The 26,800-nt window shown below is 35.2% G+C and carries 24 protein-coding genes and 1 riboswitch; of the genes, 15 read left to right on the top strand and 9 right to left on the bottom strand.

Annotated elements, in window-relative coordinates:
• Positions 1 to 6 precede the first annotated feature (6 nt).
• From AC5WOE_RS09210 to AC5WOE_RS09195, 4 genes are all read left to right on the top strand, one after another.
• Complete coding sequence (locus AC5WOE_RS09210) at positions 7 to 2,487, top strand: RNaseH domain-containing protein (protein WP_496052431.1); 2,481 nt, start codon at positions 7 to 9, stop codon at positions 2,485 to 2,487.
• A 604-nt stretch (positions 2,488 to 3,091) separates the two neighbouring features.
• Positions 3,092 to 4,732 (top strand): RNA-dependent RNA polymerase family protein, encoded by a 1,641-nt coding sequence (locus AC5WOE_RS09205; protein WP_496052430.1) that lies wholly within the window; start codon positions 3,092 to 3,094, stop codon positions 4,730 to 4,732.
• 736 nt (positions 4,733 to 5,468) lie between these two features.
• Positions 5,469 to 5,659, bottom strand: a riboswitch (cobalamin riboswitch).
• A gap of 222 nt (positions 5,660 to 5,881) precedes the next feature.
• Positions 5,882 to 6,664: an SDR family NAD(P)-dependent oxidoreductase gene (locus AC5WOE_RS09200; RefSeq protein ID WP_496052429.1), complete on the top strand. Its 783-nt coding sequence runs from the start codon at positions 5,882 to 5,884 to the stop codon at positions 6,662 to 6,664.
• 62 nt (positions 6,665 to 6,726) lie between these two features.
• A complete protein-coding gene (locus tag AC5WOE_RS09195; RefSeq protein ID WP_496050708.1) occupies positions 6,727 to 7,509 on the top strand; it encodes an SDR family NAD(P)-dependent oxidoreductase in 783 nt (260 codons plus the stop codon).
• 179 nt (positions 7,510 to 7,688) lie between these two features.
• Here the strand turns inward: AC5WOE_RS09195 and AC5WOE_RS09190 are convergent, their stop codons facing one another.
• A complete protein-coding gene (locus tag AC5WOE_RS09190) occupies positions 7,689 to 7,991 on the bottom strand; it encodes a tyrosine-type recombinase/integrase (protein ID WP_496050707.1) in 303 nt (100 codons plus the stop codon).
• Positions 7,992 to 8,215: 224 nt separating this feature from the next.
• Between AC5WOE_RS09190 and AC5WOE_RS09185 the strand changes: the two genes are divergently transcribed.
• The gene (locus AC5WOE_RS09185; protein WP_496052428.1) at positions 8,216 to 8,983 is read left to right on the top strand and encodes an alpha/beta hydrolase; all 768 of its coding nucleotides are present in this window, start codon (positions 8,216 to 8,218) and stop codon (positions 8,981 to 8,983) included.
• Positions 8,984 to 9,128: 145 nt separating this feature from the next.
• Positions 9,129 to 9,326 (top strand): topology modulation protein, encoded by a 198-nt coding sequence (locus AC5WOE_RS09180; RefSeq protein ID WP_496052427.1) that lies wholly within the window; start codon positions 9,129 to 9,131, stop codon positions 9,324 to 9,326.
• Positions 9,327 to 10,836: 1,510 nt separating this feature from the next.
• On the opposite strand, the gene AC5WOE_RS09175 is transcribed toward AC5WOE_RS09180, so the two are convergent.
• Positions 10,837 to 11,226: a hypothetical protein gene (locus tag AC5WOE_RS09175; protein WP_496050703.1), complete on the bottom strand. Its 390-nt coding sequence runs from the start codon at positions 11,224 to 11,226 to the stop codon at positions 10,837 to 10,839.
• Between the two features lie 348 nt (positions 11,227 to 11,574).
• On the opposite strand from AC5WOE_RS09175, the gene AC5WOE_RS09170 reads away from it, so the two are divergent.
• Positions 11,575 to 12,741, top strand: a complete 1,167-nt coding sequence (locus AC5WOE_RS09170; protein ID WP_496050702.1) for a cytochrome P450 — start codon at positions 11,575 to 11,577, stop codon at positions 12,739 to 12,741.
• Between the two features lie 392 nt (positions 12,742 to 13,133).
• On the opposite strand, the gene AC5WOE_RS09165 is transcribed toward AC5WOE_RS09170, so the two are convergent.
• The 4 genes from AC5WOE_RS09165 to azlC form a co-directional block, all read right to left on the bottom strand.
• Positions 13,134 to 13,589 carry a PaaI family thioesterase gene (locus tag AC5WOE_RS09165; RefSeq protein ID WP_496052426.1) on the bottom strand — a complete coding sequence of 152 codons (456 nt, stop codon included), beginning with the start codon at positions 13,587 to 13,589 and terminating at the stop codon, positions 13,134 to 13,136.
• 107 nt (positions 13,590 to 13,696) lie between these two features.
• Positions 13,697 to 14,593: a DMT family transporter gene (locus tag AC5WOE_RS09160; protein WP_496052425.1), complete on the bottom strand. Its 897-nt coding sequence runs from the start codon at positions 14,591 to 14,593 to the stop codon at positions 13,697 to 13,699.
• Positions 14,594 to 14,747: 154 nt separating this feature from the next.
• Positions 14,748 to 15,074, bottom strand: coding sequence for a branched-chain amino acid transporter permease (locus AC5WOE_RS09155; RefSeq protein ID WP_496050699.1), 327 nt, complete (start codon positions 15,072 to 15,074; stop codon positions 14,748 to 14,750).
• The gene (gene azlC / locus AC5WOE_RS09150) at positions 15,071 to 15,787 is read right to left on the bottom strand and encodes an azaleucine resistance protein AzlC (RefSeq protein WP_496052424.1); all 717 of its coding nucleotides are present in this window, start codon (positions 15,785 to 15,787) and stop codon (positions 15,071 to 15,073) included. The genes AC5WOE_RS09155 and azlC overlap by 4 nt, the downstream gene beginning before the upstream one ends.
• Positions 15,788 to 16,016: 229 nt before the next feature.
• On the opposite strand from azlC, the gene AC5WOE_RS09145 reads away from it, so the two are divergent.
• From AC5WOE_RS09145 to map, 5 genes are all read left to right on the top strand, one after another.
• On the top strand, positions 16,017 to 17,405 hold the full coding sequence (locus AC5WOE_RS09145) for an aminotransferase-like domain-containing protein (protein ID WP_496052423.1): 1,389 nt from the start codon (positions 16,017 to 16,019) through the stop codon (positions 17,403 to 17,405).
• A 75-nt stretch (positions 17,406 to 17,480) separates the two neighbouring features.
• Complete coding sequence (locus AC5WOE_RS09140; protein ID WP_496050696.1) at positions 17,481 to 17,681, top strand: FAD binding domain-containing protein; 201 nt, start codon at positions 17,481 to 17,483, stop codon at positions 17,679 to 17,681.
• Positions 17,682 to 17,813: 132 nt separating this feature from the next.
• The gene (locus tag AC5WOE_RS09135) at positions 17,814 to 17,957 is read left to right on the top strand and encodes a hypothetical protein (RefSeq protein ID WP_496052422.1); all 144 of its coding nucleotides are present in this window, start codon (positions 17,814 to 17,816) and stop codon (positions 17,955 to 17,957) included.
• A gap of 589 nt (positions 17,958 to 18,546) precedes the next feature.
• Positions 18,547 to 19,032, top strand: a complete 486-nt coding sequence (locus AC5WOE_RS09130) for a MarR family winged helix-turn-helix transcriptional regulator (RefSeq protein WP_496052421.1) — start codon at positions 18,547 to 18,549, stop codon at positions 19,030 to 19,032.
• 263 nt (positions 19,033 to 19,295) lie between these two features.
• On the top strand, positions 19,296 to 20,042 hold the full coding sequence (map, locus tag AC5WOE_RS09125; RefSeq protein ID WP_496052420.1) for a type I methionyl aminopeptidase: 747 nt from the start codon (positions 19,296 to 19,298) through the stop codon (positions 20,040 to 20,042).
• Between the two features lie 311 nt (positions 20,043 to 20,353).
• Here the strand turns inward: map and AC5WOE_RS09120 are convergent, their stop codons facing one another.
• On the bottom strand, positions 20,354 to 21,256 hold the full coding sequence (locus AC5WOE_RS09120; protein ID WP_496050692.1) for a DMT family transporter: 903 nt from the start codon (positions 21,254 to 21,256) through the stop codon (positions 20,354 to 20,356).
• 161 nt (positions 21,257 to 21,417) lie between these two features.
• Here AC5WOE_RS09120 and AC5WOE_RS09115 point away from each other — a divergent pair, with 161 nt between their 5' ends.
• A complete protein-coding gene (locus AC5WOE_RS09115; protein WP_496052419.1) occupies positions 21,418 to 22,794 on the top strand; it encodes an aminotransferase-like domain-containing protein in 1,377 nt (458 codons plus the stop codon).
• A 386-nt stretch (positions 22,795 to 23,180) separates the two neighbouring features.
• Here the strand turns inward: AC5WOE_RS09115 and AC5WOE_RS09110 are convergent, their stop codons facing one another.
• Positions 23,181 to 23,912, bottom strand: coding sequence for a hypothetical protein (locus AC5WOE_RS09110; protein ID WP_496050690.1), 732 nt, complete (start codon positions 23,910 to 23,912; stop codon positions 23,181 to 23,183).
• A 256-nt stretch (positions 23,913 to 24,168) separates the two neighbouring features.
• Here AC5WOE_RS09110 and hisJ point away from each other — a divergent pair, with 256 nt between their 5' ends.
• Positions 24,169 to 24,987, top strand: coding sequence for a histidinol-phosphatase HisJ (gene hisJ, locus AC5WOE_RS09105; RefSeq protein ID WP_496052418.1), 819 nt, complete (start codon positions 24,169 to 24,171; stop codon positions 24,985 to 24,987).
• A 101-nt stretch (positions 24,988 to 25,088) separates the two neighbouring features.
• Here the strand turns inward: hisJ and AC5WOE_RS09100 are convergent, their stop codons facing one another.
• Positions 25,089 to 25,673, bottom strand: coding sequence for a TetR/AcrR family transcriptional regulator (locus tag AC5WOE_RS09100; RefSeq protein WP_496052417.1), 585 nt, complete (start codon positions 25,671 to 25,673; stop codon positions 25,089 to 25,091).
• A gap of 200 nt (positions 25,674 to 25,873) precedes the next feature.
• Between AC5WOE_RS09100 and AC5WOE_RS09095 the strand changes: the two genes are divergently transcribed.
• Positions 25,874 to 26,509 carry an FMN-dependent NADH-azoreductase gene (locus AC5WOE_RS09095; protein ID WP_496050687.1) on the top strand — a complete coding sequence of 212 codons (636 nt, stop codon included), beginning with the start codon at positions 25,874 to 25,876 and terminating at the stop codon, positions 26,507 to 26,509.
• The last annotated feature ends 291 nt before the right edge of the window (positions 26,510 to 26,800 follow it).

Raw genomic sequence — 26,800 nt, 5'->3', positions numbered from 1 at the left:
ATCAAAATGGATACAACAACAAAGAAAAAAGTAGAAAAAAAATACAAAGTAGATGAATTAAAATTTCTTGCAGTACCCATAAAAGGCAGTGAAATGAGGGTCGATCTTTATGCCTATTTGTTTCCGAAACTCGTTTTCCGAATTATCGATTCTTTTATGGAAGATGATAGAAGAAAAAACTATGAACACTATCTTTGTCTGCAGGAATTGAATGCTTTCTTAGCGGAAATGTATTCTGATATAGTTCATGTAAATCCTGTGAAGAATTCGGAATTACATTTACCATGGATACTTTCCAAAGAAAAGTTACCAAAAGAAGACATTCTCCAATTCATTAAGGAATGGGTAAATATTTATTATCCAAAAAACCGTATTGATCTTTCTATACTTGATTTGGAAGAAGAAAAACTAGATATCAAGTTTCTGTTTGGATTAAATCCAAATGGAACTGCTAAAATGGATTGTGAACCTAAGATAGGAAGTAATACCTATTTAATTTTTATTCGTTATATACTACATGAATTAAATCAGATGTCATTTAGTATAAAAGGTAAAGAAATGAATTTTTATGGGAACTTTACTAAACTATTAGATAAGGATGGAGATGATAAGTTAATTAGTTGGAAGCCACATGGAGAAATTGGAAAATGGTCTTATTCAGTTGAATTGTCTCTACAATCTATTCCCTTTGATAGATCGATGTACTTGTTTATACACCCTAAATTATTTCGATGTGCAAATTCCGCTTTTCTTAGAAATCCAAAAACGAGAGTTAATTTATTCTACCAATTACCCGAAGATTATGTTATCGGAAAAGGTGGTCCCTCAGTATCAATTATTGAATTTAAAATAGGTAGTAAATATGCAAAGTGGCCAAGTTTTTCTGAGGCAATGTTAAAGATGATGGGCAGTGAGAAATTATTGCCTCCAATCGATGAATTTAAAAAAAATCCTGCTTATTATCTGGATCAAAACAATTATCTAAGTATCGCGATACCTTATGGGAATCATTTTAAGAATATACATTCAGTTAAATCTGGATTAGGAAATCAAGAGAGATTACAACTTGCTGAGCAGATTAAGAGCCAGTTACGAAATGTATGGTCAGGTTTTGGAGACTCTTTCCCACATTTGCCTAAATTATCATTCAATAGTTCGTCTGGAAAATCAGGATTTCAAAATCATATTTTACCCGATATTGTGCAAATAGTTTATACGGATTCAAAATGGAAAGATGAATTAGTCAAAGCTTTAATGAAGGAATTTAATTTGAATCAGACAGGACAAGAAGAAGTCTTTCAACTAGATCAGAAGAGTATAAGAATTAAATGTGTATCTGCTTTTGAGATGTTTGGTGATAATCCTTATGATATTAATGTAAAGGATAAAAAGGTAAATGAAGCTAGAAAAAAATATGCGGGAAGTATACGTAAGGCAGTAGAGGATAATAATGTTACATCATTTGCTTTTATTGAGCTACCGAATAAGGAGTCTTTTGAAGAAGGAACTGATCCAAAAGATATTTTACGAAATTCATTCGCAAAAAAGGGAATATTAACTCAATTTATCGTCCCAATTGGGCCAAAAGAAAACGATAATAAATCAAATAAAAAAAATAAGGTTGCTAGCATTGAACATAGGTGTTTGAGTGCTGTAAGAGATATGAGGCGTCAGTTTGGTAATTTAAAAAGTATTTATAAAAAATTCCCTGTGAAAACTGGACTAGTTGGGATTCATGTTATTAAACAATCTGGAAAATTTATTCCATTACTAGTTTCATTATTAGGTGAGGAAATATATGCAAATGCGCCTACAATCAGAGAAAACTGGGTTCCCTACAGATTACTTCCTCAAATTTTGGCAAAGAATGTGGCGAAAACAATTACAGCAGAGAAAGATAAAGTAAGTTTTTTATTATACAAGGCATTGGAACAGTTTAGGAGTTTATACAATGTAGATCATACGATTTTATTTGCTGTAGCACAAAATATACGTTCAGTAGTTCCTTGGTTCCAAAACACAATAATTTCAGAGAACGAAATTATACTTGGTAAAGATCGCTATCTATCTACAGAGAAATATTCAATAATAAGAGTTAGACAAGAGGATCGTAATGAGACTCCTGAATGGACTGGTAGGGGAATTTATTTGAAAGAAAAAGAACTACAAATAAAAGATGTTCCAGAAGCTTTACAAACTGGATTAGTCCGATGGAACGAAAATGTATTCTTCAGTATTGCTAGGAAACCTAACACTTTTCGAGTATCCCCTGGAACAAAGTTAGAGAACGAAAGTACTTCATTTCGCCGTGAAACTGCAGTCGAATTAACAATACTTGCATATAACAAAAAATATTCGGATTCATTCGGATTAGCAAAATTGACTCATGGTCTAAGAAATATCTCTGTACAAACAGATGATTACTTAGAAAATCCACTACCAATTCATCTAGCTAAGTTATTGGAGGAATATATTTTTGTGAAATAAGAAACTTCAATGATAATAGGTCAATAGGAAATTCGATTGTATTTTTTCTTGACTTATTGGTATTAAAAAACATCTAAAAGACACAATTCAACTCACTTACTACATTTTGCCCACACACTAAAAATCCAAATTCACCATGAATAAACAGAAAACCTTGATCTGGACTTCATGCACATATGTAATACAGAGAAAACCAAAGGAAATACCAGCATTTATTAAGAAATGTAATTATTCTAAACGACCAGAGTCAGAATTCCTAGTATTTCAGGGATTTTGGCTCCAGTTTTATTAAAATACTGATTTGATCATATAAGTTATACAAATCAAGAATTCCCCTCATAAGTCTTAAAACTTTCTTCTTTACTCATTTCTGTATATTACAAGTATGTAAGCAACATATAACCCATTTCTTGTACTAGACTTAAAATTCATTCCTGTTGTCTTCTTAATAAATTTTTCCATAGCTCATTTCCCCCATGTATGGTTTCAGAATACTCATTCTAATTTTGTTCATTTTTCTAAACTGTTCGTAATGTTATATGGAGGGAATCATAAATATTATTAGAATAATTAATAAAGACTGTAATGGAAAAGAGGCAGGATTTTGATAATAGATGTCAAAAAATTTAAAGCTTCAATAGATAACAAATTTTGGAATAAAATAAGCAAAGATTCTCTATTTAAAGATATCGTAAATTACAAGGATATTGAAAAAGATAATTTTTTATCTAGTTTAGCCAGAAGTATTAATAATTTTGAACATCATATTAGTAAACCTTGTTATTACTATTCACCTAAATCAAATGGTATCTTAAGAAAAATCAAATTGTATACATTAGCTGACACATGTATTTACTATTATTGTGTGAAAAATTTACAGAAAGAACTAACTAATGAAATAAAAAAGACTCAATTTGTTTTTGGGGGATTTAAATTCACTCCAGATTTGAGAATGACAGAACAAGAGTTAAATCAATTGGAAGATCACCCTACAGAATATGAAGGAGGTTTATCAAAAAATAGATTCAAAAAGGAGTGGAATGAATACCAACGTTTAGCTAAATCATTATTTGACAGAGGGTTCGATTACTATATACATATTGATTTTGCTCATTTTTACGATGATATAAATCTGGATGTACTTGAAAACAAAATTAGAAATGTTGTAAATGGTAAATCTAAGACTATTGATTTATTGTTCAACTTCCTACGTCTATCAGACAAAACAGACTTGGGTTATAACTCATCTAGTGTGGGTGTACCGCAAGAGGATGTGGGAGAAATGTCCAGACTATTAGCGAATTTTTACTTGGCATCTTTTGATAAGAATATAAGTCAGCATGTGTACGATAAATTTAGTAACAATGGCTTTTATACTCGTTATGCAGATGACATGTGGTTTAGTTTAAATGGAGATAAGAATGAGGTATTAAAGTTAGTTCAACAAGTATCATTTGAATTAAATAAAATTAAATTACATATTAATGAAGGAAAACTAGATTTTTTCGATTCTATCCAATTTGCAGATTATTGGCTCTTTGATGAGATCAATGAAATTAAAGAAAATAAAACAAATGTAAACTTTCTGCTTAATAAATATCAAAAACTATATGCATATCATAAAGGCAGATGGTTTACTCCAGCTTCATATGCGCTAAAGACATTAATTACAAATAAAAGACTTATGAAACAAGACACAATAAACACTTTGTTTTCTAACTATGATGAAGTCCATGAATTAATACTATCAATTATAAATGAACCAAAGCTTTTATTTCGTCTTAGTGAGGATCATTTTCCATTTTTTCGATGTCTAATAAACACATATCCAAAACTGAAAAGTTTTTTAAAGGAATTTTTGACTAGTAAACAAAATGTTTATCCAAATGTTGAGTATTTCATTCTCGAACTTTTAGTGGGTACTTGTTGTGATGAAGACATTGATTTTTTTTATAAGTACTATTTCAAAGCAGTAGATCAAAATTATCAATGGTATTCAAGATGTATATGTTTAAAATTTTTAATAGACCATGCGGATATCCTTGAAAGACCCGAAAATAAAGGAATTCTTAAAAAACTAAAAACACATATTGGGAAGTCCTCTCATCGAATAAATCGGCTAGAAAGAAGGTATGCCTTGTATTTTATTTCTGAGCTACGGCGAGGAAAAGGGGGAGATATTTTGAATGAATACTTTAATTTGCCTGAAGATAAAGCATTTCTTGAATACATAAAGGAAAATTAGTGCTTTTTTGTGACAGTAAAGGTACAGAAAAAACATTTCTCTCTATAATAAACGCTGACTACTACATTGCAAACGAACCGATTTTCTCTCATTTCCTTCTACTACATAATATTAGATAACTCCTTGATTTCTCTAGCTTAATTCACTCTTGTTTTTATTTAATTACCCATCCGTTTTTATTTAACATAGAAGAAGTTTCAACACATAATGCTGAATAGATAACCATAATTTAAAGTTTTATTAAAATTAATAACACTCGAATCATATTCCCATAACACATCCCAACCTAATTGCCCACATTTTGCCCACACACTAAAAATCCTTGGGTTCTCCCACATACACACAAATGAACACAAACCCTTGATATACAGGACTTCATGCACTTATGTAACCCAGAGGAAACCCAAGGAATCACCTATATTTAATATGGAAGTATAATCGACACTCACTAAACGAGAGCCAATTTTCCTTGATTTATAAGGACTTTTGGCTTTTCGTTTTTGTTTAATACCTCGTTTGGTAACCTTTATTGTGCTAAAGTATTTTACCTTTCTTATCGATGGAAGCATTCTCGATTTGAATATCATTTTCAATATTATCTGCTAAACTTTTTTGTATGTTTGACAATACATGACTATAAGTATTCAAGGTTATACCTACTTCTGCATGACCAAGTCTTTCTAATACTACCTTTGGGATTTTCCCCTCTTCATTAACACCCTCCCTATCTCCCGTAGCAGTGTTGTCGAAATAGGCAGGTCTCCTGACTTGAGGATCATCATCAGCTACATACCTTCCAAATCAAGATGATCAGTGGTGATATTTATGGTTGACAACCCTCTTACAGTGGCGGAACCGTGTTGAAATTTCACCAGATTCCCCTTTTCATCTTTAGATATACAAAGAATTTTGATTGTAATAAAAATATTCAAAGTTTAAAATTGGTGAGTTTTGATTAATGTATATGCTTTATAGTAAGAGTTAAATAGAATAAATTTTATGACTATTTAATCAATGTGTGCTAAACTTATATCAAATAAAATAGTATTGATTATTTATAAAATTAAAAATTGAATTATTTATTTAAAAACTAATCAATGTACGTTTAATAAGTAATTTATTCATCTATCTTGAAAAGGAGTTATTACTATGGGTTTTCATATGGAATTCAAAGAGAAAGTTGTCGTTATTACTGGTGCTGCTGGGGATATTGGAAGTGTTCTTGCTGAAAAATTTCACCAAGAAGGAGCAATGTTAGTTTTAGTTGATATAGACAAAGATGGGTTGGATAAACTAGCAAAGCATTTAGATGTAGACGATATAAATGCTTTGTTAATAAATGCAGATGTTAGAGATGGTCAACAAGTAGCAGCCTTTATACAAAAAACAGAAGACTACTTTGGGAAAATTGATGTTTTTATAAATAATGCAGGAACAGAAGGGACATTAGGTCTCCTTACACATCTTGAAGAAGAAAACATGGATGAAGTTTATCAGTTAAATATTCTTGGATTTTTTCACTGTTTAAAACATGTTCTTTCTCTTATGCAAAGGCAAAAATTTGGAGTGATCATTAATGTATGTGCTTTGTTGGCTGAAAGAGGACATCCATTTTTTACTCCTTATGTAATGACAAATCACGCAATTGTTGGCTTAGCGAAATCTGCGGCACTAGAGAGTGCTAGCTATGGCATACGTATAAATTGTGTGCTTGCTGCGCCAATCGAGTCAAGAATGATGAGTTCTATCGAAAATCAAATATTACCCGAAGATCCCAAACTAACAAGAGAAGGTTTATTACAATTAATCCCGTTTGGTTATTATGGTTCCCCTGGAGATGTTGCAGATCTAGTTATCTTTTTATCCTCCAATCAAGCAAAGTATATAACTGGTGTTACCTATCCAATAGATGGTGGATTCTTACTAAAATAGGAATTTTATTTATAATTTAAGTACACTGGCTAATAAACTTAATTTCAAAAGGGAGTTGTATGATGGGATTTATTATGGAGTTCAAAGAAAAAGTTGTCGTTATTACAGGTGCTGCTGGAGATATTGGAAGCGTTCTCACAGAAAAATATCATAAAGAAGGGGCAAAATTAGTTTTAGTTGATATAAACAAAGAAGGATTGGATAAATTAGCAGAGCACTTAAACTTAAACGACACAAATGCATTGTTAATAATAGCAGATATTAGAGATAGACAACAAGTAGCAGACTTTATACAAAAAGCAGTAGACCATTTTGAGAAAATAGATGTCTTTATTAATAGTGCAGGGATAGTAGGAACAGTAGGTCCCATTACTCAACTTGGAGAAGAAAGTATAGATGAGGTTTATCGTTTAAATATTCTCGGATTTTTTCACTGCTTAAAACATGTCCTTCCTATAATGCAAAAACAACAATCCGGATCGATTGTTAGTGTAGGTAGCCAGTTGGCTCTAAGAGGAGTACCACTTCTGTCTCCTTTTGTAATGTCAAATCATGCAATTGTTGGCATAATCAGATCTGCTGCACTAGAGAATGCTAGTTTTGGCATACGTATAAATTGTGTATGTTCATCGCCAATTGAATCAAAAATGATGAGATCACTCGAATATCAATTATTGCCGGAAGACCCTAATCTAGCAAAAGAGGGAATTTTACAATCTATTCCGCTTGGTTGTTATGGCTCTCCTGAAGATGTTGCAGAACTGGTTATCTTCTTATCTTCCAATCGAGCGAAGTATATAACTGGTGTTACCTATCCAGTAGATGGTGGATACCTTCTAAAATAGGAATAATTGCTGACAAATGTATGCTTTAAAGCTGAATTCAGTAGTTTCAACTGAGAAGGAATGGAAGTATAAATCGCACTCACTTTTTGAGAGCTATAATCCCTTATTTTATAAGGGATTATAGCTTTTCTATTTCCGAGGTCAGCGGCTGTGGTAACATTTTGGTAACCTTTACCGAACTAAAGTGTTTTTCCTTTGAATTTCTTTGATATGTCTGCTTGCTGAAAAGCATTTTCAAATTTATCAGCTATACTTTTTTGCATGTCAGGTAATACATGACTATATGTGTTCAAAGTAATTCCTATTTCTGCATGACCCAGTCTTTCTGATACTACCTTTGGATTTTCTCCTAATTGAAGAAGTAGGGTAGCATGAGTGTGTCTAAGTCCATGAAACTTTAATTCTGGAAGATTGGTTTTGGATATAACATACTTGAGGTCCTTGTTAAGATCAGTAACATCTTTGATACTTTTGCGATACAAAATAGAGACCTATATGAACCCATATGTTCTGTTTTATCGTTTACAATAGTAGTTGGAGAAGTATATAGAGAATTCGAATAGCGGGCATGAATTCGCTATTTTTTATGATTTTAATAAGGAAATGTATTTATTCTCTCTTGTTCTGTTTTTCGTGTAAACTAGAGGATAGCATCACATCCTCAACAGTCAACGAAGGGAAAGCTGTGGGTAAGAAGGTTGCCCTGATGATCCACGCCATCGGATCAGGACCGATCATGTGGGGGATTTCTCCTACTGGTCCGATCGGGATGGCCGATCTTCTTAAGGGGAAGGGGATTGAGACGAGAATCCCCACGCTTCCGGGTCACTGCTCTTCTTACCGTGACCTTAGTAAGGTCGCAGGCGATGAGTGGAACCGGTTCATTAAGGAGGAGATGAAAGAGCTCCTCCTCGATGAGGAAGTCGAGGAAATCTATCTCATCGGCTTCTCGTTGGGTGGTGCAGTTATCCTGCGGGCCTTCATTGAGTTGCTTGCTGAGGGGGTATTCACAGAAGCCCAACTGAGGCGAGTGAACGTCTTGGTAGTGAACACCCCTGTCTCCATAAACGGGGTGTCAACCTCCCTGATGGAAAAGATCAGTAGGTGGCCACGCAGGGTTCTGGAGTGGATTGCCCTCCCCAACGTACCCCGCCCATGGGAGCCCAACCGCCAATACCTGAAGCAGGCATTGGTTTCAAAACTTCTCCCGCTGTCGGTAGTTGTAGAGATGATGAGGCTGGTCTGGCGCTTGCTAGACTTGCTATCATTGGCTCCAGCACCTCTTGCGGAAGTAGTCAGGAAGCTGGTGCTGGTTCAGGCATTCCCTGATAAGGTCGTCGATCCAGCCAGTGTGGAAGTCCTCCACGGGCTGATTGGAGGAGAGGTGGTCAGAATCGAAGAAGCAACCCATGGCTTCCCGGAAGGAGATGCATGGGAAAAGCTTCAGCAGGTGGTCAAGCAGGTCATCAGCTGAGGCAATATTGATCCCAAATGCACATTGACGTGGGTCGAAAACGGACCACTGATCACATCAAGCAACAGGTGATCGGTGGTCCGCCGCTGTTTAACGGCAATCACCATACTTACTATTTTTTATGCCCTAAATAGGAGCTAATGAAATGAACATACAAGTGATACCAACAAAAAAATTAATCCAGCAACTTATGCAACGAATCTGTATCATTAGTTCACCTGGTTCTGAAAAATCCACTCTTGCCAAGCAATTAGGTAAATTTTTAGACATAGAGGCAATCTATATGGATACTTTATTTTGGAAACCTAATTGGACAGATTCATCGAAGGATTTTTTAGTTTGAAAGTTTTTGCAAAACAGAAAATTGATTTGTTACAGAGAATTCTATAACAATTAGTTGGAAGTCCATAGGAGACCACTATGATATTTATACTTTGGATGGGAAAAAAGTTCGGTCAGGGAAAGATTTAAAACACGAAATAAAGAACCTAAAGTCAAATGATTTAGTTGATTTAAAATTAATAGCCTATGATGAAAATAATGAGATTATCGATAGGGTTAGATTTAAAACATCTACTAGTGAATCTCAAATAACCGGGATTGAGAAAAAGTATCCCTTTACCTATACCATCTATTAGTAGAGGTACTATATTAAGAAAGAGAACAGTAAAAAAATGTAAATTAATAGCGACAGAATTGGTTGGTATTTATATCGACTAGAAATGTATTCTGCTAATAGGGATACTGGAAATAAATATACAAAAACAATAGGTGTAGAGATTAGAAATGTAGCATAAAGCAGACCTAAAGGCGGTACATCCTGAGAATAGCCTGAGTATAGTAAAGATGTAAGAACGACATATATAGGGATGCAAAAACACATGATAAATGAGATTTTTAATTTTCTTTTTAATACTGATTTCAAAATGTATTTCCCCTCTCCATATATAGCTTATTTTATTCTAGAGAGTTTGTATTATAAATGGTTTTAAGGAACGAAAAACTCAAATTACATCTTAAAGTGTATACAGTTGAATAGTTACATGTCTTTTCTAGAATTAAGGAGAAGGAGTTGTAAACCAACAGCAAACATAATTGCAAATGAACCATATTTTCTCTCGTTTCTTCCTATTGCATCACATTTCAAAACACCTTGATAACGCTAGCTCCATTCACTCTTATTTCATTTAATTACCCATCCGGCTTTATTTGACACAGAAGAGTTCAAGAGTTTAACCAAACACATACAAGCGAATAGATATCCATAATTTAAAGTTTTATTAAAATCGATAACGGTTGAATCATATTCCAAAAACACAACCAAACCACCTGACCACATTTTGCCCACACACTAAAAATCCTTGGGCTTCCCTACATACACATAAGTGAATACAAACCCTTGATATACCGGACTTCATGCACCTACGTAACATAGAGGAAACCCAAGGATATACCCATATTTAATATGGAAGGAAAATCGACACTCACTAAACGAGAGCCGATTTTCCTTGAGTTATAGGACTTTTGGCTTTTAAAACCTCATTTGACGACATAAGATTTAGACGCTTTTAAAACTCTCTCTTTTAGAATCTAATTTTTTCATATCTAGTTAAATTTTTTAGCAAGATCTTTTTGCTTATGAGGGAGTACATGGCTATATGTATCTAATGTAATCCCTACATTGACATGTCTCAATCGTTCAGAAACGACTTTCGGATTCTCACCAAGTAATAGCAAGGTTGTAGCTTCAAAAATGAAAAGTAACTGAATTAAAAATTCATAAATAATAAGAGCAGATTCAATGGTCGGAAGAGTCTGCTCTTTTTATGAGGATATGTATTTTTTTGGATAACCTATTCCGTTAAATCATTCCCTTCATAGCCAATCCGCGCTATAGTCTGGCGTAAGTTATCTGTCAATTCACCAGAAAACCTTTTTACTTTTCCAGTAAATATCGACACATCACAGGGGGTAACTTCTCTTACCTTTACCATAAGCTCACCACCTAGATCGGAAAAAACAAGCCCTTGCATAACTTCTTCGGATTCAAAATATGTTTCCATAATAAGTTCAAAACCATTTAGTTCTTTTGAAATATCAGGACTAATATGAGAGATATTAGTTACATCTGTACAAATAATCCCAGGCATGTTATGAATGATAGGATAAACTTCTTCGGTATAAAATTTTAGTAGAGCATTCAAATCTCCAATATTTTTGTAGATTGTAATTAATTTAATCATACGTTCAGTTCTCCCCTTATACACCTCAAAATTGTAAGATTTGTATACAATATCCACATAAATACAGATGAATCAATAATTAAATTAATATATTTTTTAGAAAATAACACTTATTATAAAATTCTTTCTTGAAAAATAGTTTAAGAGTATGCTTCATCTGCTGTATGGTTTAGTTTATCAAATTTACGCTCAAATAGTAAGATTATTTTATTAACAAATTTAGTAATAATGAAATTGTTGTTTTCTATTACTTTTATTTCTGATATAGTATTTTTTATTTATTTTTTTAGAAAATTAATTTATACTAAAATATAGAGATGAAAATTTTGAAAATTTGGAGGAGCTAATTTGAAACATTCCATTGCTAATCCCTTTCCATGGTTTAAAAAAATGACTGCTGAAAGCCCAGTCATCTACGATGCGGATTTTGTACACTTTTTTGGTTCAAAAGGTGCATGGCATGTTTTTCGCTATGATGATGTACAAAGCGTATTAGGCGATTATGAAAACTTTTCCGCGGAATATCTTCCTAAAGTGGAAGAAAGTCCGTTAACGGAAGCATTGCAAGCTAATGATCCGCCTTACCATACAAAACTTCGTTCATTAGTGTCCAGAGCTTTTACACCAAAAGCAATTGAAGATATGAAACCTTGGATTGAAGAGATCACCAATGAACTACTAGATCAAGTCGCCGACCAAGGTGAAATGGATATCGCAAAGGATTTAGCAACCCCGGTACCCATCCAAGTTATTGCGAAAATGTTAGGCGTTCCCTATAAAGATCGAGAAAAATTTAAATATTGGTCTACTATCCTCATCAAACAACCGTCGGAAGTAGAAGGTGGAATCGAAGGTTATTTCCTAGCTCAGCAAGAGATGGGTCAATATTTTATAGAAATGATTACAACACGTCAGGAGAATCCCACGAATGATCTGATCTCTCAACTCGTACAAGCAGAAATAGATGGTGAAAAGTTGTCGACCAAAGAGTTATTAGCTTTTTGTATTACTTTATTAATAGCTGGAAATGAAACCACTACCAACCTGATTAGTAATTCCCTGCTTACCTTTACCGAAAATCCCAAAGTGCAAGAACATCTATACCAACATCCAAAAGATATTGGAAAAGCAATTGAGGAAGTATTGCGATATCGTCCACCTATTCTATATACCACCCGAATCGCTACTAAAGATGTTCAACTAAGAGGACAACTTATTAAAAAAGGTGATCTCGTCAATACTTGGATGGGCTCTGCCAATCGGGATGATTCTGTGTTTGAAAATGCCGATCAGTTTGATCTTCATCGAACCAATTTGAAACATACCACTTTTGGACATGGAGTTCATTTTTGTATAGGAGCCCCTTTGGCTCGTCTAGAAGCAAACATTGTACTAAGAATTTTGTTTGAACGGTTCAAACAATTCCAGTTAAAGTTTAATGGTCCAATAATGATGAATCAAACTGCTCTCATGTTCTCGATCAAGGAGTTGCCAGTAGTTTTCCAAAAACGGTAATAATAATAGAAGCTATTTTGAAAGTCGACTGACATATAAAAGAATTAGAGAAATCAGACAAAATCTTTATATTGTTGAATGTAACGTTCATATCTCCAAAGTAAGATACAAATGATTATTGCTCCAAAAGATCCATATGTATATTTTAATTAGGTTGCCCCCATCGATGGCTGGATGGGGGCTTTTTGCCGTCAAATCTAATAAATTTTGGATATGGTGACTAAACTCTTGATGCATTTCATCACAGCAGGATTTACCCGCATGGTGATTGTAACCGGCATGATTTTATTGGATTTTATATCAATAGGTATGGATAAACAGAACAGACAAGTATACTCATGGGATCTGTCCTTTGTGCTACAATCTTTGCTAGTTCAAATGGGATGAAATTCTTAAATTTGTTCATCAAGCTCGATAAAATAATGATCCTTGCGATAAGAAACTGCATCCATGGTTGCTATCAGATTTTGCTCATATAAGACATCTATTCGATAGAATCCTGTACGATAGTTTCGTTTTATCTCTGTTGCGCGGGCAACCATCTTATCTCCGCTTTTAGCTGATTCCATAAACTGAATGGTTGTGGTGAGTCCAAGTGAAGTTTTTCCATATGCATTACAGGCTACTGAAAAAGCGTGATCGGCTAACGCATAAATAATTGCTCCGTGAACGGTTCCATAAGCATTAACCATATGACTTTGTACTTTTAGCATTGCTTCTGCAAAACCAACCTCAAATTTTGTTAACTGAATTCCTAACGACTGAGCGTACGGATCGTTTTTTACTTGTTTATAAATCTGTTCATAGTATTTTTCATGAATTTTTATCTCATCCATTTTCTTCTTCACTACTAACTCTCCCTTTGGTTTTTTGAATATGTCCGACACTATTTTTTTATTAATGGTGTAGGGCAATGTTGGTACTAATTCATAATCCGTAAGGCGGCGATTGCTTTTTAGCACTGAGTGGGAGTTTGTTTACGACGAAATCTGAGTGGGATATTAGAAATCAGCCCGATGCTCATAAGAATCAATAGTAAGCCAAGATAAGTTCCTACAGATAGGGATTCATGTAGAAATAGCCAACCCCATAAAACTCCGAACACTGGCACCAGAAAGTTAACACTAAGGGTCTTGACTGGTCCGATGTTCTTTATCAAATAGAAGTAAAGGAGATACGCCAATGATGTGGAGAGCAAAGCCAGTCCAAGGACTGAAAATATAACCGAAGGACTACTAGGCATTCGATCTGGTAGAAAAAACACGGCCACAGGAGCCAAAATAATGCCTGCGGACAGTTGTTGGCCAATCGCCAGGTTGAGCGGCTTCTCATCCTTGAATCCTCTTGACGAAAATACACCACCGATTCCATAGAAAAACGCTGCTGCAAGGGAGAGAATTACCGAGATAATCATATGTCCACTCATGTGATGAGGATTCCATCCAACAAGTACAATAACACCAACGATCCCTAACATAAGACCAACCAGTTTTTTCTTCGTAAAAGGATCTTTTATCCATAAATATAAGATGATAACGGAGAATAATGGAGTCATTGCGTTTAAAATTGCAGCCAGTGAAGCATCAAGGTTAAGTTCTGCTGCTGCTATTAGGCAAAATGGGATCGCTGCATTCGAAGCACCAAGAAGTAGATACTCCTTCCACTTATGGCGCAAACGAGGACGTTGTCGTAAAACTACGGAATATAGGATAAGAGCGAAACCAGCCATCAAAACTCTGAGATCCATGAGTACAATCGGTCCAAAGACAGGAGCTGACACTCGGATGAAAAGAAAGGATGCTCCCCATAAGGCTGCTAGTAGAAGTAATATACCGATGTCTTTTGGTTTCAAGAAGAAACACCTCCAACTAATTGTAATGTTCTTGGTCAAGAATACTGGTAGATATATAATGAGTGAAACTGATTCTTTTCATAGTTAACATGAGCCGAGACTCATGATATTTGTTCAACTTGAGATAAGAAGATGGCAAAACTAATTCATGTAATCAGAAAACCAATTGTACCAATATCATGTAAACAATTGTTCCTCCTGCTATCGAGAGGAGCATCTTTTTCTTCCAAGAGTGAAGTATTACAACCACTGTAACCCCAATTAGTTCAGGGATGCCATGATTACCAGATAGAAAACTCACATCCTTAAAACAATAAATTATCAAAAGTCCTAAAACTGCCGAGGGAAGCACTCTGCCAAGGTATTGAACATACTCCGGTGTAGGCTTACCCGCCGGAAAAACGAGAAATGGAATAAACCTTGTAAGCATGGTTCCTAAAACAACCATAGCAATTGTAATAATCTGTTGCGTTAAACTCATTGTCCTGTGCTTACCTCCACTTTCTTTAAGGGTTTTCTAAGAATCGTGAGCAAACCCAGAATCAGAAGCATAGCAGGGATAATAAAATGGTTTCCACCAAAAATAATAAGGCTAATGGTTGAAAGACCAAGCCCTATGAGAGAATAATGGTGCTTTTTCTCTTTCATCCACTGCTCCATGAAGATCACGACAAAGAGAGCTGTCAAAACAAAGTTGAGTCCTTCGGTGTTGAACTTCAAAAGAGATCCAAAAATGCCACCAATTGCTGCTCCTATGACCCAATAAGAATGATTGAGCAGGGTCACGAAGAACATAAACCATCCTTTTTCTACATTTTTTGGGATGTTGGCTGTATAATTAATAGAAAAAGATTCATCACATAGTCCATAAATCAGATAAAACTTTTTCATTCCGATTCCCTTATATTTATCCAGCATCGAAATGCCATAAAATAAATGTCGTGCATTTACCATGAAAGTGAGGAAAAGGGTGCTAAGTGGATGGAATGCACTAAGCATTAAATTCGCTGCTACAAACTCCATTGATCCTGCAAATATGGTGAGACTCATTAAAATAGGGTAGATGGCATGGAACCCTAATGAATTCATAAAGATTCCATAAGCGATTCCCAAAAATAAAAAGCCTGCAAAAATGGGGACGGTGTATGGAAAAGCAGTACGAAAGGCGGTTCTTATTTGATCACTTTTGTTCATATGCTTACCTTCCTTGAGTACTAAACTTTATTCCATACAAATGTAACACATAAAATCCATACAACGGATAGAAGAATTGTATGGATTACAATTATCTAGATTGACTCCTCTATCTTGTCATCAAAATAGAAATCAGAAGTGTTATATCTTTATGGGAACGTATTCTTTTTACGTTTACGTAAATTTCATTCTGTATGTAATGGATGCAATAAAAAAGTAGAGGTGTAGTATGCCAGTAAATTCATTTGAACATTATCCCATGTCTTGGAAACCTGATAAGAAAGTACTAAAACGTCCATTTTATTACTCCATTGCGTCACTTCTTGAACAGGATATTATAAATGGTTTTTTAGCACCAGGAACAAAATTACCCCCGCAACGAGAATTAGCTGACTTTCTGGACTTAAACTTTACTACGATTACTCGTGCTTACAAACTATGTGAGTTCAAAGGACTGATTTATGCTGTCACGGGAAGTGGGACCTTTGTCGCTCCGAATGCTACTCGTTCGATCACCATTTCCACAGATCAAATCACAAACTGTATTGATCTTGGTTTTGTTGCTTCTTTTGAGCAAACTAATGATATGGTAGCAGAGGCTATGCAAAAGGTTGTGAATAAAAGTTATTTGGAACAGCTACTGAATTACAGTGATCCAACTGGTATCCCCCATCAGAAAACAGCAGGGTTAAACTGGATGGAATCTTTTGGTGTTCATGCAGATCAAGAACATGTCGCGATTGTTTCTGGTGCTCAAAATGCATTGGCAATTGCATTGACTGCATTATTTGAACCCGGTAATCGCATTGCAACTGATTTATACACGTATTCCAATTTTATCGAGTTGGCAAAAATACTCCATATTCAGTTAGTGCCCATTCTTGGAGATCAGTTTGGAATGCTACCTGGCGAACTAGAAAAGCAGTGTTGTCAAACAAAGATTCACGGCATTTTTCTAATGCCATCTTGCTGTAATCCTACTACTGTCATGATTTCAGATTTTCGAAAACATGAATTAGCGTCGGTCATCCGCAAGCATCATTTAATTTTGATTGAGGATGATATCCATGCATTTCTGACGGCAGGTATTATCTCTGACTATAGGCAGCCTATGTTTCAGATGCTTCCAGAACAGAGCGTATATATTTGCGGCACTGCTAAGTCGATTTGTTCTGGGTTAAGAGTCGCTTATATGGTTTATGGGGATACTTTTCGGAAGAATATTTTGCAGAGTATTTTCAACATCAATGTAAAAACGTCTTCTTTCGATGCAGAGGTTATTACGGAGCTTATTTTATCGGGCAAGGCGTATGAAATTGTTGTTCAAAAAAAACAGCTAGCACAGTCTGCAAATGATATTTATACCGAATATTTTCCTCTCCAAGAGTCGATGGGGCATCCTCTTAGTTTTTATCGTTGGCATGCTATTCAAAAAGATCATGATATCTTACAGTTGGAAACCGATTTAAAGAGACAAGGAATTCGAGTTTTTCATTCTGATCGCTTTCTTAGTGGGCAGACAACGCCAGATAAATATTTACGAATAGCGCTATCTTCCACAAGCTCAGTGGATGAGTTGAAAATGGGGTTAGAAATACTAAAACATTATCTTGACTAATAGTATGTATATTGCGGTTTGAAGATATGAATGATCATGTAAAAGGGAATTTGAAAATTTGGGAACCACAAGTTATTGGTATCTTTTTCTTTCAATTGGGTCTGGTATGTGAATGTAAAGCAGGAAGAATTGAAGAGTTTATTAACGGATAAGACTGGCAGGCAAATGGAGTTTTTTATGTCTCCTGGGAGAGTTCGTCAAGAATATATTGATAGAATGAAATCAGTTGTAAAAGCTAAACTTCCAAGCCAATTTAAAGTGCTCATTACACTTTAGCGTCTAATCTGCTTCGAGAAATTGTTTCCTAGACAAGAAATAATCTTGATGCAGTTATGGCAGCAAGAGTCATGGATATCATGGGATGAAACCGTCTTCATACTAAAAATAGCAAGGAGGTATAAGATTCTAATGAAAATGAAAGTGACAGAACAAACAGGGGAAACATTGATGCGGATTGTAATGTTCACAGTTACGCTTTCATCCATGAGTGTATTAATGTTCATCTTCCAGTTTAGTAGAAGCGAAAGCACAAACATTCAACCGAAGAGTTGAAATATTATCCCAAATAAGTTCTATATGCATAGAAAGATCTTACGTGCATTTTTCTCAAAGTGTTAGTGGAAGTGGATACGAAAAATCCAACACCTCATTAGAGTATAGAGTCGTTTCTCTATGCGGAAACGGGGAATAATGGTGATTCAAGATGTGTAGGTTCATCTGTAATTAATAATAATTCGACTAAATTTCCACTCAGATGTTTTGCTGCACTCTCAGTCTGGTTGCATTTGCATCATAGTAAGAAACGTGTAAACTTAAAAAATGAGAACTAAAAATAATAGAGTATAAATGTTCCTAACTAATTAAATTTTAGATTACAATATCTATTCTTTTTGCAAGATAGCGACAACATTGGTGTCATATCATGATACTCACCTTATTTTTGATGATAAATAGATTTTGTTTCCTAACTTTTCATCAGAACTCTAGTTTAAAATGAAACAAAAATAAGTGAAGAAATTTTCCATAACTTGGGCTGAGTAGATATTTGTGTCGTATTTAATCGGATGTACTAATGTGAAGGTTCGAGGAGACCGATTGTAATATTGAGATCAATAATGAAGTGTGAAAGTTGAGTGAATGAATGAAAAAAAACAAAGATATGAAAGATACACAGGAAATTCAGGGAATCTTTAATTCTCCTGAATTTCCTGTCAGCTTTTCTATCCTTGCTCTTGTACGGTTTCATCGCACCTTAGCAGCTAATTTGCTTCGAGAGATAGGACTGTTTCCTGGACAAGAACTTTTGTTAATGCAGTTATGGCAGCAAGACAACCAGTCTCAGAATTCCTTAGGGAGAACATTATGTCTTGACCATTCCACTGTTGCTAAATCCGTTCGACGATTAGAGGATTCGGGTCTTATCACCAAGCGCCGATCACAGATAGATAAACGTGTCACGATCATTTCTCTTACACAAGCTGGCCATAATCTGAAAGAGGATGTTTTAAATACCTGGAGCAAAATTGAAACAATTACTACTGATGGACTTACAGAACAAGAAAAAGAGTTATTCCTAAATTTGGTAAGGAAAATTGTGTACAAAGTTGATTCTTCAATTGAACATTAGATTGTTATTTGTACACAATTTATATTTCAATGAAAAAGCTATAGGACAAGTATCATATGTATACCTATATCATTATGGGTGATGAAATCTTAATTGTTATGGTACAAGGTGAGATAGGGAAGAAAGAAAATAAGAGTTAATAAGAATATATATGATTGTAACCTAGACTATTAATGTTTGGTCACATCTTTGGTCACGCATTTCTTTTTCGAGTATACTGGAATTAAAAGTGTGTTGTATTGCAAATACTGGAGGTTTAAAACTTGACCATCGAATCAGAACATGATCTTATCGCTCTGCAGAGGATCGGCCGTATTGTTGCAATGGCTCGCGAAGAGATGCTGTCCTTTGTCCGGGCGGGAGTCACAACGGCAGAGCTCGACCATATCGGAAAAAGGGTGCTGGATGAGCATGGAGCAATCTCCGCGCCTGCTATCACCTACGGTTTTCCGGGAACAACCTGCATCTCCGTAAATGAGGTGGCTGCGCATGGCATTCCAGGTCCTCGGGTACTAGAGGAAGGGGACGTCGTTAATATTGATGTGTCGGCGGAACTGGGGGGATATTATGCTGACACCGGGGCAACGATAGTGGTAGGAACCTGTTCGCGGCATAAGGAAAAGCTGTGTCAGAGCTCGCTCCGCGCGCTGCATCGGGGGCTTCAGAAGGCCAGGGCGGGTGCAAAGATCAGCGGTATCGGACGGGCGATTCAAAACGAAGCTCACAAGGACGGATTCACCGTGATCCGCAATTTGTCCGGACATGGAATTGGCCACGAACTGCATGAGATGCCGGACAGCATTCTGAATTACTATGATCCGCGAGACAACAGGCTGCTCACGAACGGACTGGTGCTCGCTGTGGAAACCTTTGTATCGGATGGAGCTGAATTTGTAGAAGAGAGCGCTGACGGTTGGGGGCTGCTGCTGCCGGACAATCACTACTCCGCACAGTTTGAGCATACGATTGTCATTACCAAAGATAAGCCGCTCATTTTAACAGCAGTGTAATGTCAGCTAGGATCTTAATCATTTGAAAAAACGGCTGCCCTCAATTCGATGGAAGCCGTTTTTCGTGTGAATTCAGAGTAGAGGAACCACTTGATAACGATAATGGGATTGTCTAAACGAGGAGAAACATGAACATCACGACTTCAAGCACACTCGTTTCCGTAGATGTTATGAATTGCTTTTGGGACAGTAATTTACTCAGAAGTTTTCAGAGGAAATAGAATGCCCTTGAACTGTTCTGGAAGATTGTCTTAGAGACCTTATTAAAGTGAACAGTCGCTAGGTTCCTTCACAATCCTTTGAACATACAGTTAGTTTTTCTCTGACACAGATCCTTTTTTTGATATGGGAGCATTTTTGCCTAATATAACAGAAAAGACTACAATCACTGCAATTACAAGAGTGAACAATGTGATGGATTCATTTAGAAATACTGTTGCAAATAGAATCATTAAAAATGGTTGTAAGTATTGAATCTGACTAACTCTTGCTATTCCCCCCATAGACATTCCACTGTACCAAGCAACATATGCTAAAAATTGACTAATCACTGCGAGATAAATAAAACTAACCCAAGCATGTATTGGGGCATGGAACATTTCAGTTGTAAGGTTTAGCCCAACTGGAATAATGAAAAATGGCGCACCGATTAAAATGGCCCAAGCAATCACTTGCCAGCTGCCTATTTCTTTCGATAGTCTCCCGCCTTCTGCATAACTCAGTCCAAGTATAATCACTGCTGCTAGTATAGCTATATCAGCAAATTGCAGTTGACCGAATCCAAGGTGAAGGGCATAAATAATAACAGCTACAGAGCCAATTAAACTTGAGATCCAAAATTTGAGAGAAGGAATTTCTTTTGCTCTAAACATAGCAAATCCGGCTGTTGCTAATGGCAACAGCGCCACTTCCACAGCTCCATGAGAAACAGGCAAGGATTCCATTGCCCAAGAAGTAAGAAGAGGAAATCCTAAAACTGCACCAACTGCAACAAGAAACAAACTTTTAAAATGGCGGGGAGAAGGCAGCTTTTCTTTTCGAACAATCAATACCACTGCCACGAAAATAGCAGCAACAACTGTTCTTCCTAAACCGACGACCGTAGTCCCAAAATACTCTATTGCAATACTTGTAGCTGGGAGTGTTAAGCTAAAACACATAACACCAAGTAATCCCAACAATAATCCGTATTTCTCTCTGGTTTCTCTCTTCATCCCATCCTGCCCCTATCTTTTCTTTTTGTATCACATCTGTACCATTTTTGATTTTTATTAAAGTACAGTTCTGTTATAATTAAAATATTAAAAGGTACATATAAAAAAATAAACCATTCTTTTAGTTGTCTGTACCATGACAGTTAAAGGGGGATAAATGTATGAGCACCAAATATATAGAGATAATGAAAGAGATTAAGCATCGGCTAGAAGATAGGACACTTATTGCAGGAAGTAAACTTCCTTCTGTTCGTCAGCTATCTGAGCATTTTTCATGTAGCAAAAATACAGTCATTAAAGCATACGAAGAATTAGAAAAAGAGCATTTCATTTATTCTGTTCCTAAAAGTGGTTACTTTGTAGTGAATGAATTTCAAAATCCGACAAATGAAAATGACGTGATTGATTTCTTGTCTGCTGGTCCAGATAAAAATGTTATGCCTTATGTTGAATTTCAACATTGTATAAATCAAGCAATTGAACAATATAAAGAAGAGCTTTTTACATACTCTGATCAACAAGGACTGTACTCATTACGAGTACAACTAGTGAAATATTTGCAAAATTTACAGGTATTCACTCAACTTGAAAGAGTAGTTATTGTTTCAGGCTCTCAACAAGCCCTCCATTTATTAGTTTCTATGCCCTTTCCAAATGGAAAAAACAATATTCTAATGGAGCAGCCCACTTATTTTGGATTTCTTGAATCCATCAAATTACAACAAGTTAATACTTTTGGAATTGAGTTATCGATGGAAGGCATTGATCTTGATCGTCTGGAATACATTTTTCGAAATAATGATATAAAATTTTTCTATATTATCCCGAGATTTCACAATCCACTTGGTCATTCCTATACAAATAGTGAAAAGAAAAAAATCGTTGAGTTAGCTGAAAAATACGATGTATATATAGTGGAAGATGATTTTTTAGGAGACCTTGATCCAAATTCAAAATCAGATCCTTTATTTTCATTTGCCCCTTCTGGGAGAGTGATTTATATTAAAAGCTTTTCGAAAATTTTTCTACCAGGATTAAGGATTGCTACACTCGTTCTTCCTGCAATCATGATTAACAATTTTTTACGATATAAATTTAGTTCGGACTTTAATAGTTCAGCACTCTCACAAGGCGCACTAGAAATCTATTTAAAAAGTGGTATGTTTAATAGTCATCTTAAAAAAATAAAAGAGGTATATCGCACTAAAATGCAAATCATTCAAGAAGCATGTGAATTATTACTACCGGCTAACACTCATATTTCTAAACCGACTTCAGGATTTTTTCTATCCATCAGTCTGCCCGAGAATATGACAGCAAAACAGGTAGTTCATATGCTGAACGAGCAGCATGTATATATTGATGATGCCTCTAGAATGTTTTTACCAGAATATAAAAAGGAAAATCTCCTTCGATTAAGCATTTCTCAAGTAAACGAAAGTCAAATTAAACTAGGGGTAGAGCGATTGGCTCATTGTATTACTTTTATTAACAGTAGAAAATATCATATTACTCCAAATAACTTTTTACTCCTCTAGTAAAAAACCACATGATCTCTAAGTGCATAGAGGTCATGTGGTTTCTATGTTGTTGTTTATTTAAACGGAGTGAGGAAACCATACAGTTCCACACTGGGGATGGCAACCATTCGTAAATCATAGACTTGTACTATCATTAAAAAATTCTATTGCCAATTCCTATATTATCGTTATTTTCTAGACTTAATCTTTTGCTTGAGGCTTCTGAGCTGTAAATTGTTTTTCTTGTGATAGCTTTATCCGAGTATTATCTGTTGTCCCATTAAAAGACTAGGTCATCTATTGATGTGAATATAAAAAGAAAAACGCTGGATAAACGTTATTTCCTTAATCTGATTATACAAATTTTTACTGTCTACGATTTGGGGATCGTATCAAACTCTTTATTATTGAACAGAATGAGCACTTTTTACGATATTTGCAGGAATCGTAACAGGTGTGTTATAAGGAGTAAGCGTCATTTCTACATTCCGTTTTTCCCCATTTCTCGTATTCAATTGGTATACATATTTTTTTGGTTTAAATGTATCTGCATCAATCGTTAATTCTGTTTTACCAGAGAGGTTTCTCTTCTTAAATTCGGTGAATTCTGCATCAGTCATATCAAGATTCTTAACAGTCATCATATCCAGTGTAACAACATACTCGTTGCCTGTTTTGCTAAGAGTAATACCAGGTGCTTGATCTTTGGTTCCTAAATATTTGACAAGGAAATCGACTTGAGTTGGAAAGATATTACTTACTAGTACTCTTCCATCCGTGTTTTGCTTTTTGGACCATTGATCAGCTTTCTTCGTATAGATAGTTTGTTTGTCATAATAATATTCATCTTTTGCAGAGTTTGTAAAATGAGAGGTTTCAGGATTGAATTGTTCTTCTCCAATTTCTGTATTGTTATAAGAGCTATCCATGGTTTTTTCTTGTGTTGTACTGCTATACTTAAATCCTTTAATGGTTTTCAATACTTTTTGGTTTTTTTTCAATACTGTAAGAGGCGTTTCTTTTTCGATTTTCACTGATTTCTTATGGGTATCATTGTTTGATTTTGTGGGGGAACACCCAGTGATGATCAGGAAAATAAGTGCGAGAGATGTGAATATAATTCCAAGTTTTTTCATAATATCACCTTGTCCTTTTATCAGGATTAACGTGACCATAATATATAAATCAAGCGTAAAATACAATGACATTTTGTATATAATAGAAATTTCCATAATCAGGATATTTTATCATGTTAATATTAAGTAATTCATTCAGCTGTCATGATGATAGTCAGCATGGTAAGAAGAAACGCAGTTATTGCTAGAAGGGGTCGTCCGAGATAAGTGATTTCATGATTGCTAAGAAAAGAGAAAATAAATGGGAGGGATGAAGATGAAAGTAGACGGGCATACCCATACTCACTTTTGTCCACATGGTTCTGGAGAAGAGACAGCAAAATTTATTGAAAAAGCAATTGAATTAGGATTTGATCGATACGTTTTAACGGAACACGCTCCACTGCCTCGTCCTTTCTGTGAAGTTTTGCCATATGAGAAAGAATTGGTTCAATATTTTGCCATGCAAGAAACAGAGCTTGATGACTATATAAAAGAAATGCATCAGTTAAAACGAAAATATAAAGACCAAATTGAAATACGAGTAGGGTTTGAACTCGATTATTTACCTGAATATATCGATTGGACGCGAAATCTACTCCAAGAATATCAAGGTTATATAGAAGAGACTGTTCTATCTGTACATTTTCTCAAAGGAGTAGGTGGATGGCGCTGTGTAGATTATACTCCTGAGGAATTGGAAAAAAATGTTGTTTTACACCATGGGGATTTTCAATCCGTACAGCAGGTTTACTATGAAACGATCAAAGAGGCTATCCTTCAGATCCAACCTTCCCGAATAGGTCACCTCTCCCTGTGTCAAAAATTCCAACACTATATCCAAGGTCGAACTTCAGTTACAGAAGAAACAGAGAAAGAGATACAAGGAATTTTATTATTACTAAAACAGAAAGATATAGCACTGGATTTCAATACAGCTGGATTAGATAAGAAATATTGCTTGGAACCTTATCCATCCGAATGGATTGTAAAGAGAGCTCAAAAGCTAGGGATTCCTTTTGTTTTTGGTTCCGATGCACATGCTGTAAAAGAAGTAGGACGGCATTATAACCGATATGAATCTATTTTAAAATAGTAATTCTAAATAGGAAGGGTTTGAAAAATGTTAATCCCTAAAAATTGCGCCTCAGAGATGATATGGTGAACCGTGTCACAAATAGCGGTAATGCGGAGAATTTAGCTGAGTATGTTATCAAAGTATTTTCTTATTCCATTTGTAAGTACAGGAATCGTCTTGGTAACTAACTCTTCCGCTGAAATAATCCGTCCATCGTTATTCCAAGTGTACGCAGCTCCATATATACTCCAACTTATCATGATTGATATCGTTTTTAATATTTCCCTATCATCAACCAAACTAGATCCTTTAAGCGAAAGATCAAATATCAGTTTTTGTAACTCCTCTTTTATTTTCCTTTCTATCAAAACCCCCAGTGATTGATAACCTCTTGGACACAGATAGCTTAACTCTGTGTGATATTCACACATGGATAGAAAGATATTTCTAATCACATCCTCATTGAAAACATGGTGAGGATGTAGTCTTAATTTCAATTTGTCAATGAATGGATTGGTAATGGTAGAATCCAGCAGATCAAATTTATCCGTAAAATGTGCATAAAATGTGGCTCGATTAATTGTAGCTTTTTCCGTGATATCACGTACGGTTATCTGGTTGAAATCTTTTTCACCAGCTAACAAAACAAAAGCGTCTACAATCAATTGTCTTGTTCGAAGTATTCGCGGATCTATTTTTGTCATAATCTTTTTTCTCCTTTTCAGGATACATAATAAAAACGACAACACAATAGAAGTGTTGTGTAAACCACAAATTAGCTATTTTGATGGTTGCTAGTAGTTCTTCTCTATCTTATCATAAATAAACAACGCGCGTTGTTTAGATGGCAAATGTTTTTGGATGGATCTAATATCATTCGTTTTATAAAAGGAGTTAATTAATAATGACAAAAATATTATATATTACTGCACATCCTTATGACGAAATACAGTCTTATAGTATGGCAGTTGGAAAAACATTTATTGATTCATATAGAGAAGTAAATCCTCATGATGAAGTTGTTCATGTCGATCTATTTAAAGAAAATATACCGCAAATCGATGCAGATGTACTCAATGGCTGGGAAAAACTTCGATCCAGAACCAACTTTGAAGAGCTTTCAGTTGAAGAGGAAGCAAAAGTAAGTCGTCTTGCCGAATTGAATGACCAATTTTTAAAAGCTGATAAATATGTGTTTGTTACCCCTTTATGGAACTTATCATTTCCTCCAGTATTGAAAGCCTATGTAGATGCTCTCGCTGTTGCAGGTAAGACATTTAAGTACACAGAACAGGGACCTATTGGACTTTTAACAGATAAAAAAGTTCTTCATATCCAAGCTCGCGGTGGTGTCTATGCAGAAGGACCAGCAGCTGACTTAGAAATGGGGCATCGTTATCTTAATCTCATGATGAATTTCTTTGGAATTTCGTCAGTAGAAGGCTTATTTATAGAAGGACATATGGCAGCTCCATACAAAGCTGAAGAAATTAAAGATAATGCTGTGAAACGAGCAAAAGATCTGGCACAAACTTTTTAATATCAATTTTTAAATATGTATCAAAAGCCAAGGTTGTTTCTCCTGAAACAATTGTATTTTAATCGGGTAATTAAGATGGATTTCTGTTACATTCCAACAGAAGTCCATTTTTGTTTTTCGACGGTCACAACAGGATATGATGAACACATGCATGGGTTGTTTCAGGACTTTGGTTCTTTTTATATGCAAATCACTAAACCTATCATAGAAACAGATATAGCCGTATAAGTGTTAGATCTTGGATGCAGTTATTATCGCTGAACAAGCATAAAACAAAGTTAGATTATTGCA

The organism is Shimazuella sp. NTD248 (assembly GCF_059510395.1).
The sequence above is the reverse complement of the archived record's forward strand: the minus strand, read 5'-3'. Positions and strand labels throughout refer to the sequence as shown.

Excerpts from the sequence above, each read along its gene's own strand:
- AC5WOE_RS09210 (WP_496052431.1), top strand. The coding sequence starts at position 7 with ATGGATACAACAACAAAGAAAAAAGTAGAAAAAAAATACAAAGTAGAT.
- AC5WOE_RS09200 (WP_496052429.1), top strand. The coding sequence starts at position 5,882 with ATGGGTTTTCATATGGAATTCAAAGAGAAAGTTGTCGTTATTACTGGT.
- AC5WOE_RS09195 (WP_496050708.1), top strand. The coding sequence starts at position 6,727 with ATGGGATTTATTATGGAGTTCAAAGAAAAAGTTGTCGTTATTACAGGT.
- AC5WOE_RS09185 (WP_496052428.1), top strand. The coding sequence starts at position 8,216 with ATGATCCACGCCATCGGATCAGGACCGATCATGTGGGGGATTTCTCCT.
- AC5WOE_RS09180 (WP_496052427.1), top strand. The coding sequence starts at position 9,129 with ATGAACATACAAGTGATACCAACAAAAAAATTAATCCAGCAACTTATG.
- AC5WOE_RS09175 (WP_496050703.1), bottom strand. The coding sequence starts at position 11,226 with ATGATTAAATTAATTACAATCTACAAAAATATTGGAGATTTGAATGCT.
- AC5WOE_RS09155 (WP_496050699.1), bottom strand. The coding sequence starts at position 15,074 with ATGAGTTTAACGCAACAGATTATTACAATTGCTATGGTTGTTTTAGGA.
- azlC (WP_496052424.1), bottom strand. The coding sequence starts at position 15,787 with ATGAACAAAAGTGATCAAATAAGAACCGCCTTTCGTACTGCTTTTCCA.
- AC5WOE_RS09145 (WP_496052423.1), top strand. The coding sequence starts at position 16,017 with ATGCCAGTAAATTCATTTGAACATTATCCCATGTCTTGGAAACCTGAT.
- AC5WOE_RS09135 (WP_496052422.1), top strand. The coding sequence starts at position 17,814 with ATGAAAATGAAAGTGACAGAACAAACAGGGGAAACATTGATGCGGATT.
- AC5WOE_RS09130 (WP_496052421.1), top strand. The coding sequence starts at position 18,547 with ATGAAAAAAAACAAAGATATGAAAGATACACAGGAAATTCAGGGAATC.
- AC5WOE_RS09120 (WP_496050692.1), bottom strand. The coding sequence starts at position 21,256 with ATGAAGAGAGAAACCAGAGAGAAATACGGATTATTGTTGGGATTACTT.
- AC5WOE_RS09115 (WP_496052419.1), top strand. The coding sequence starts at position 21,418 with ATGAGCACCAAATATATAGAGATAATGAAAGAGATTAAGCATCGGCTA.
- AC5WOE_RS09110 (WP_496050690.1), bottom strand. The coding sequence starts at position 23,912 with ATGAAAAAACTTGGAATTATATTCACATCTCTCGCACTTATTTTCCTG.
- hisJ (WP_496052418.1), top strand. The coding sequence starts at position 24,169 with ATGAAAGTAGACGGGCATACCCATACTCACTTTTGTCCACATGGTTCT.
- AC5WOE_RS09100 (WP_496052417.1), bottom strand. The coding sequence starts at position 25,673 with ATGACAAAAATAGATCCGCGAATACTTCGAACAAGACAATTGATTGTA.
- AC5WOE_RS09095 (WP_496050687.1), top strand. The coding sequence starts at position 25,874 with ATGACAAAAATATTATATATTACTGCACATCCTTATGACGAAATACAG.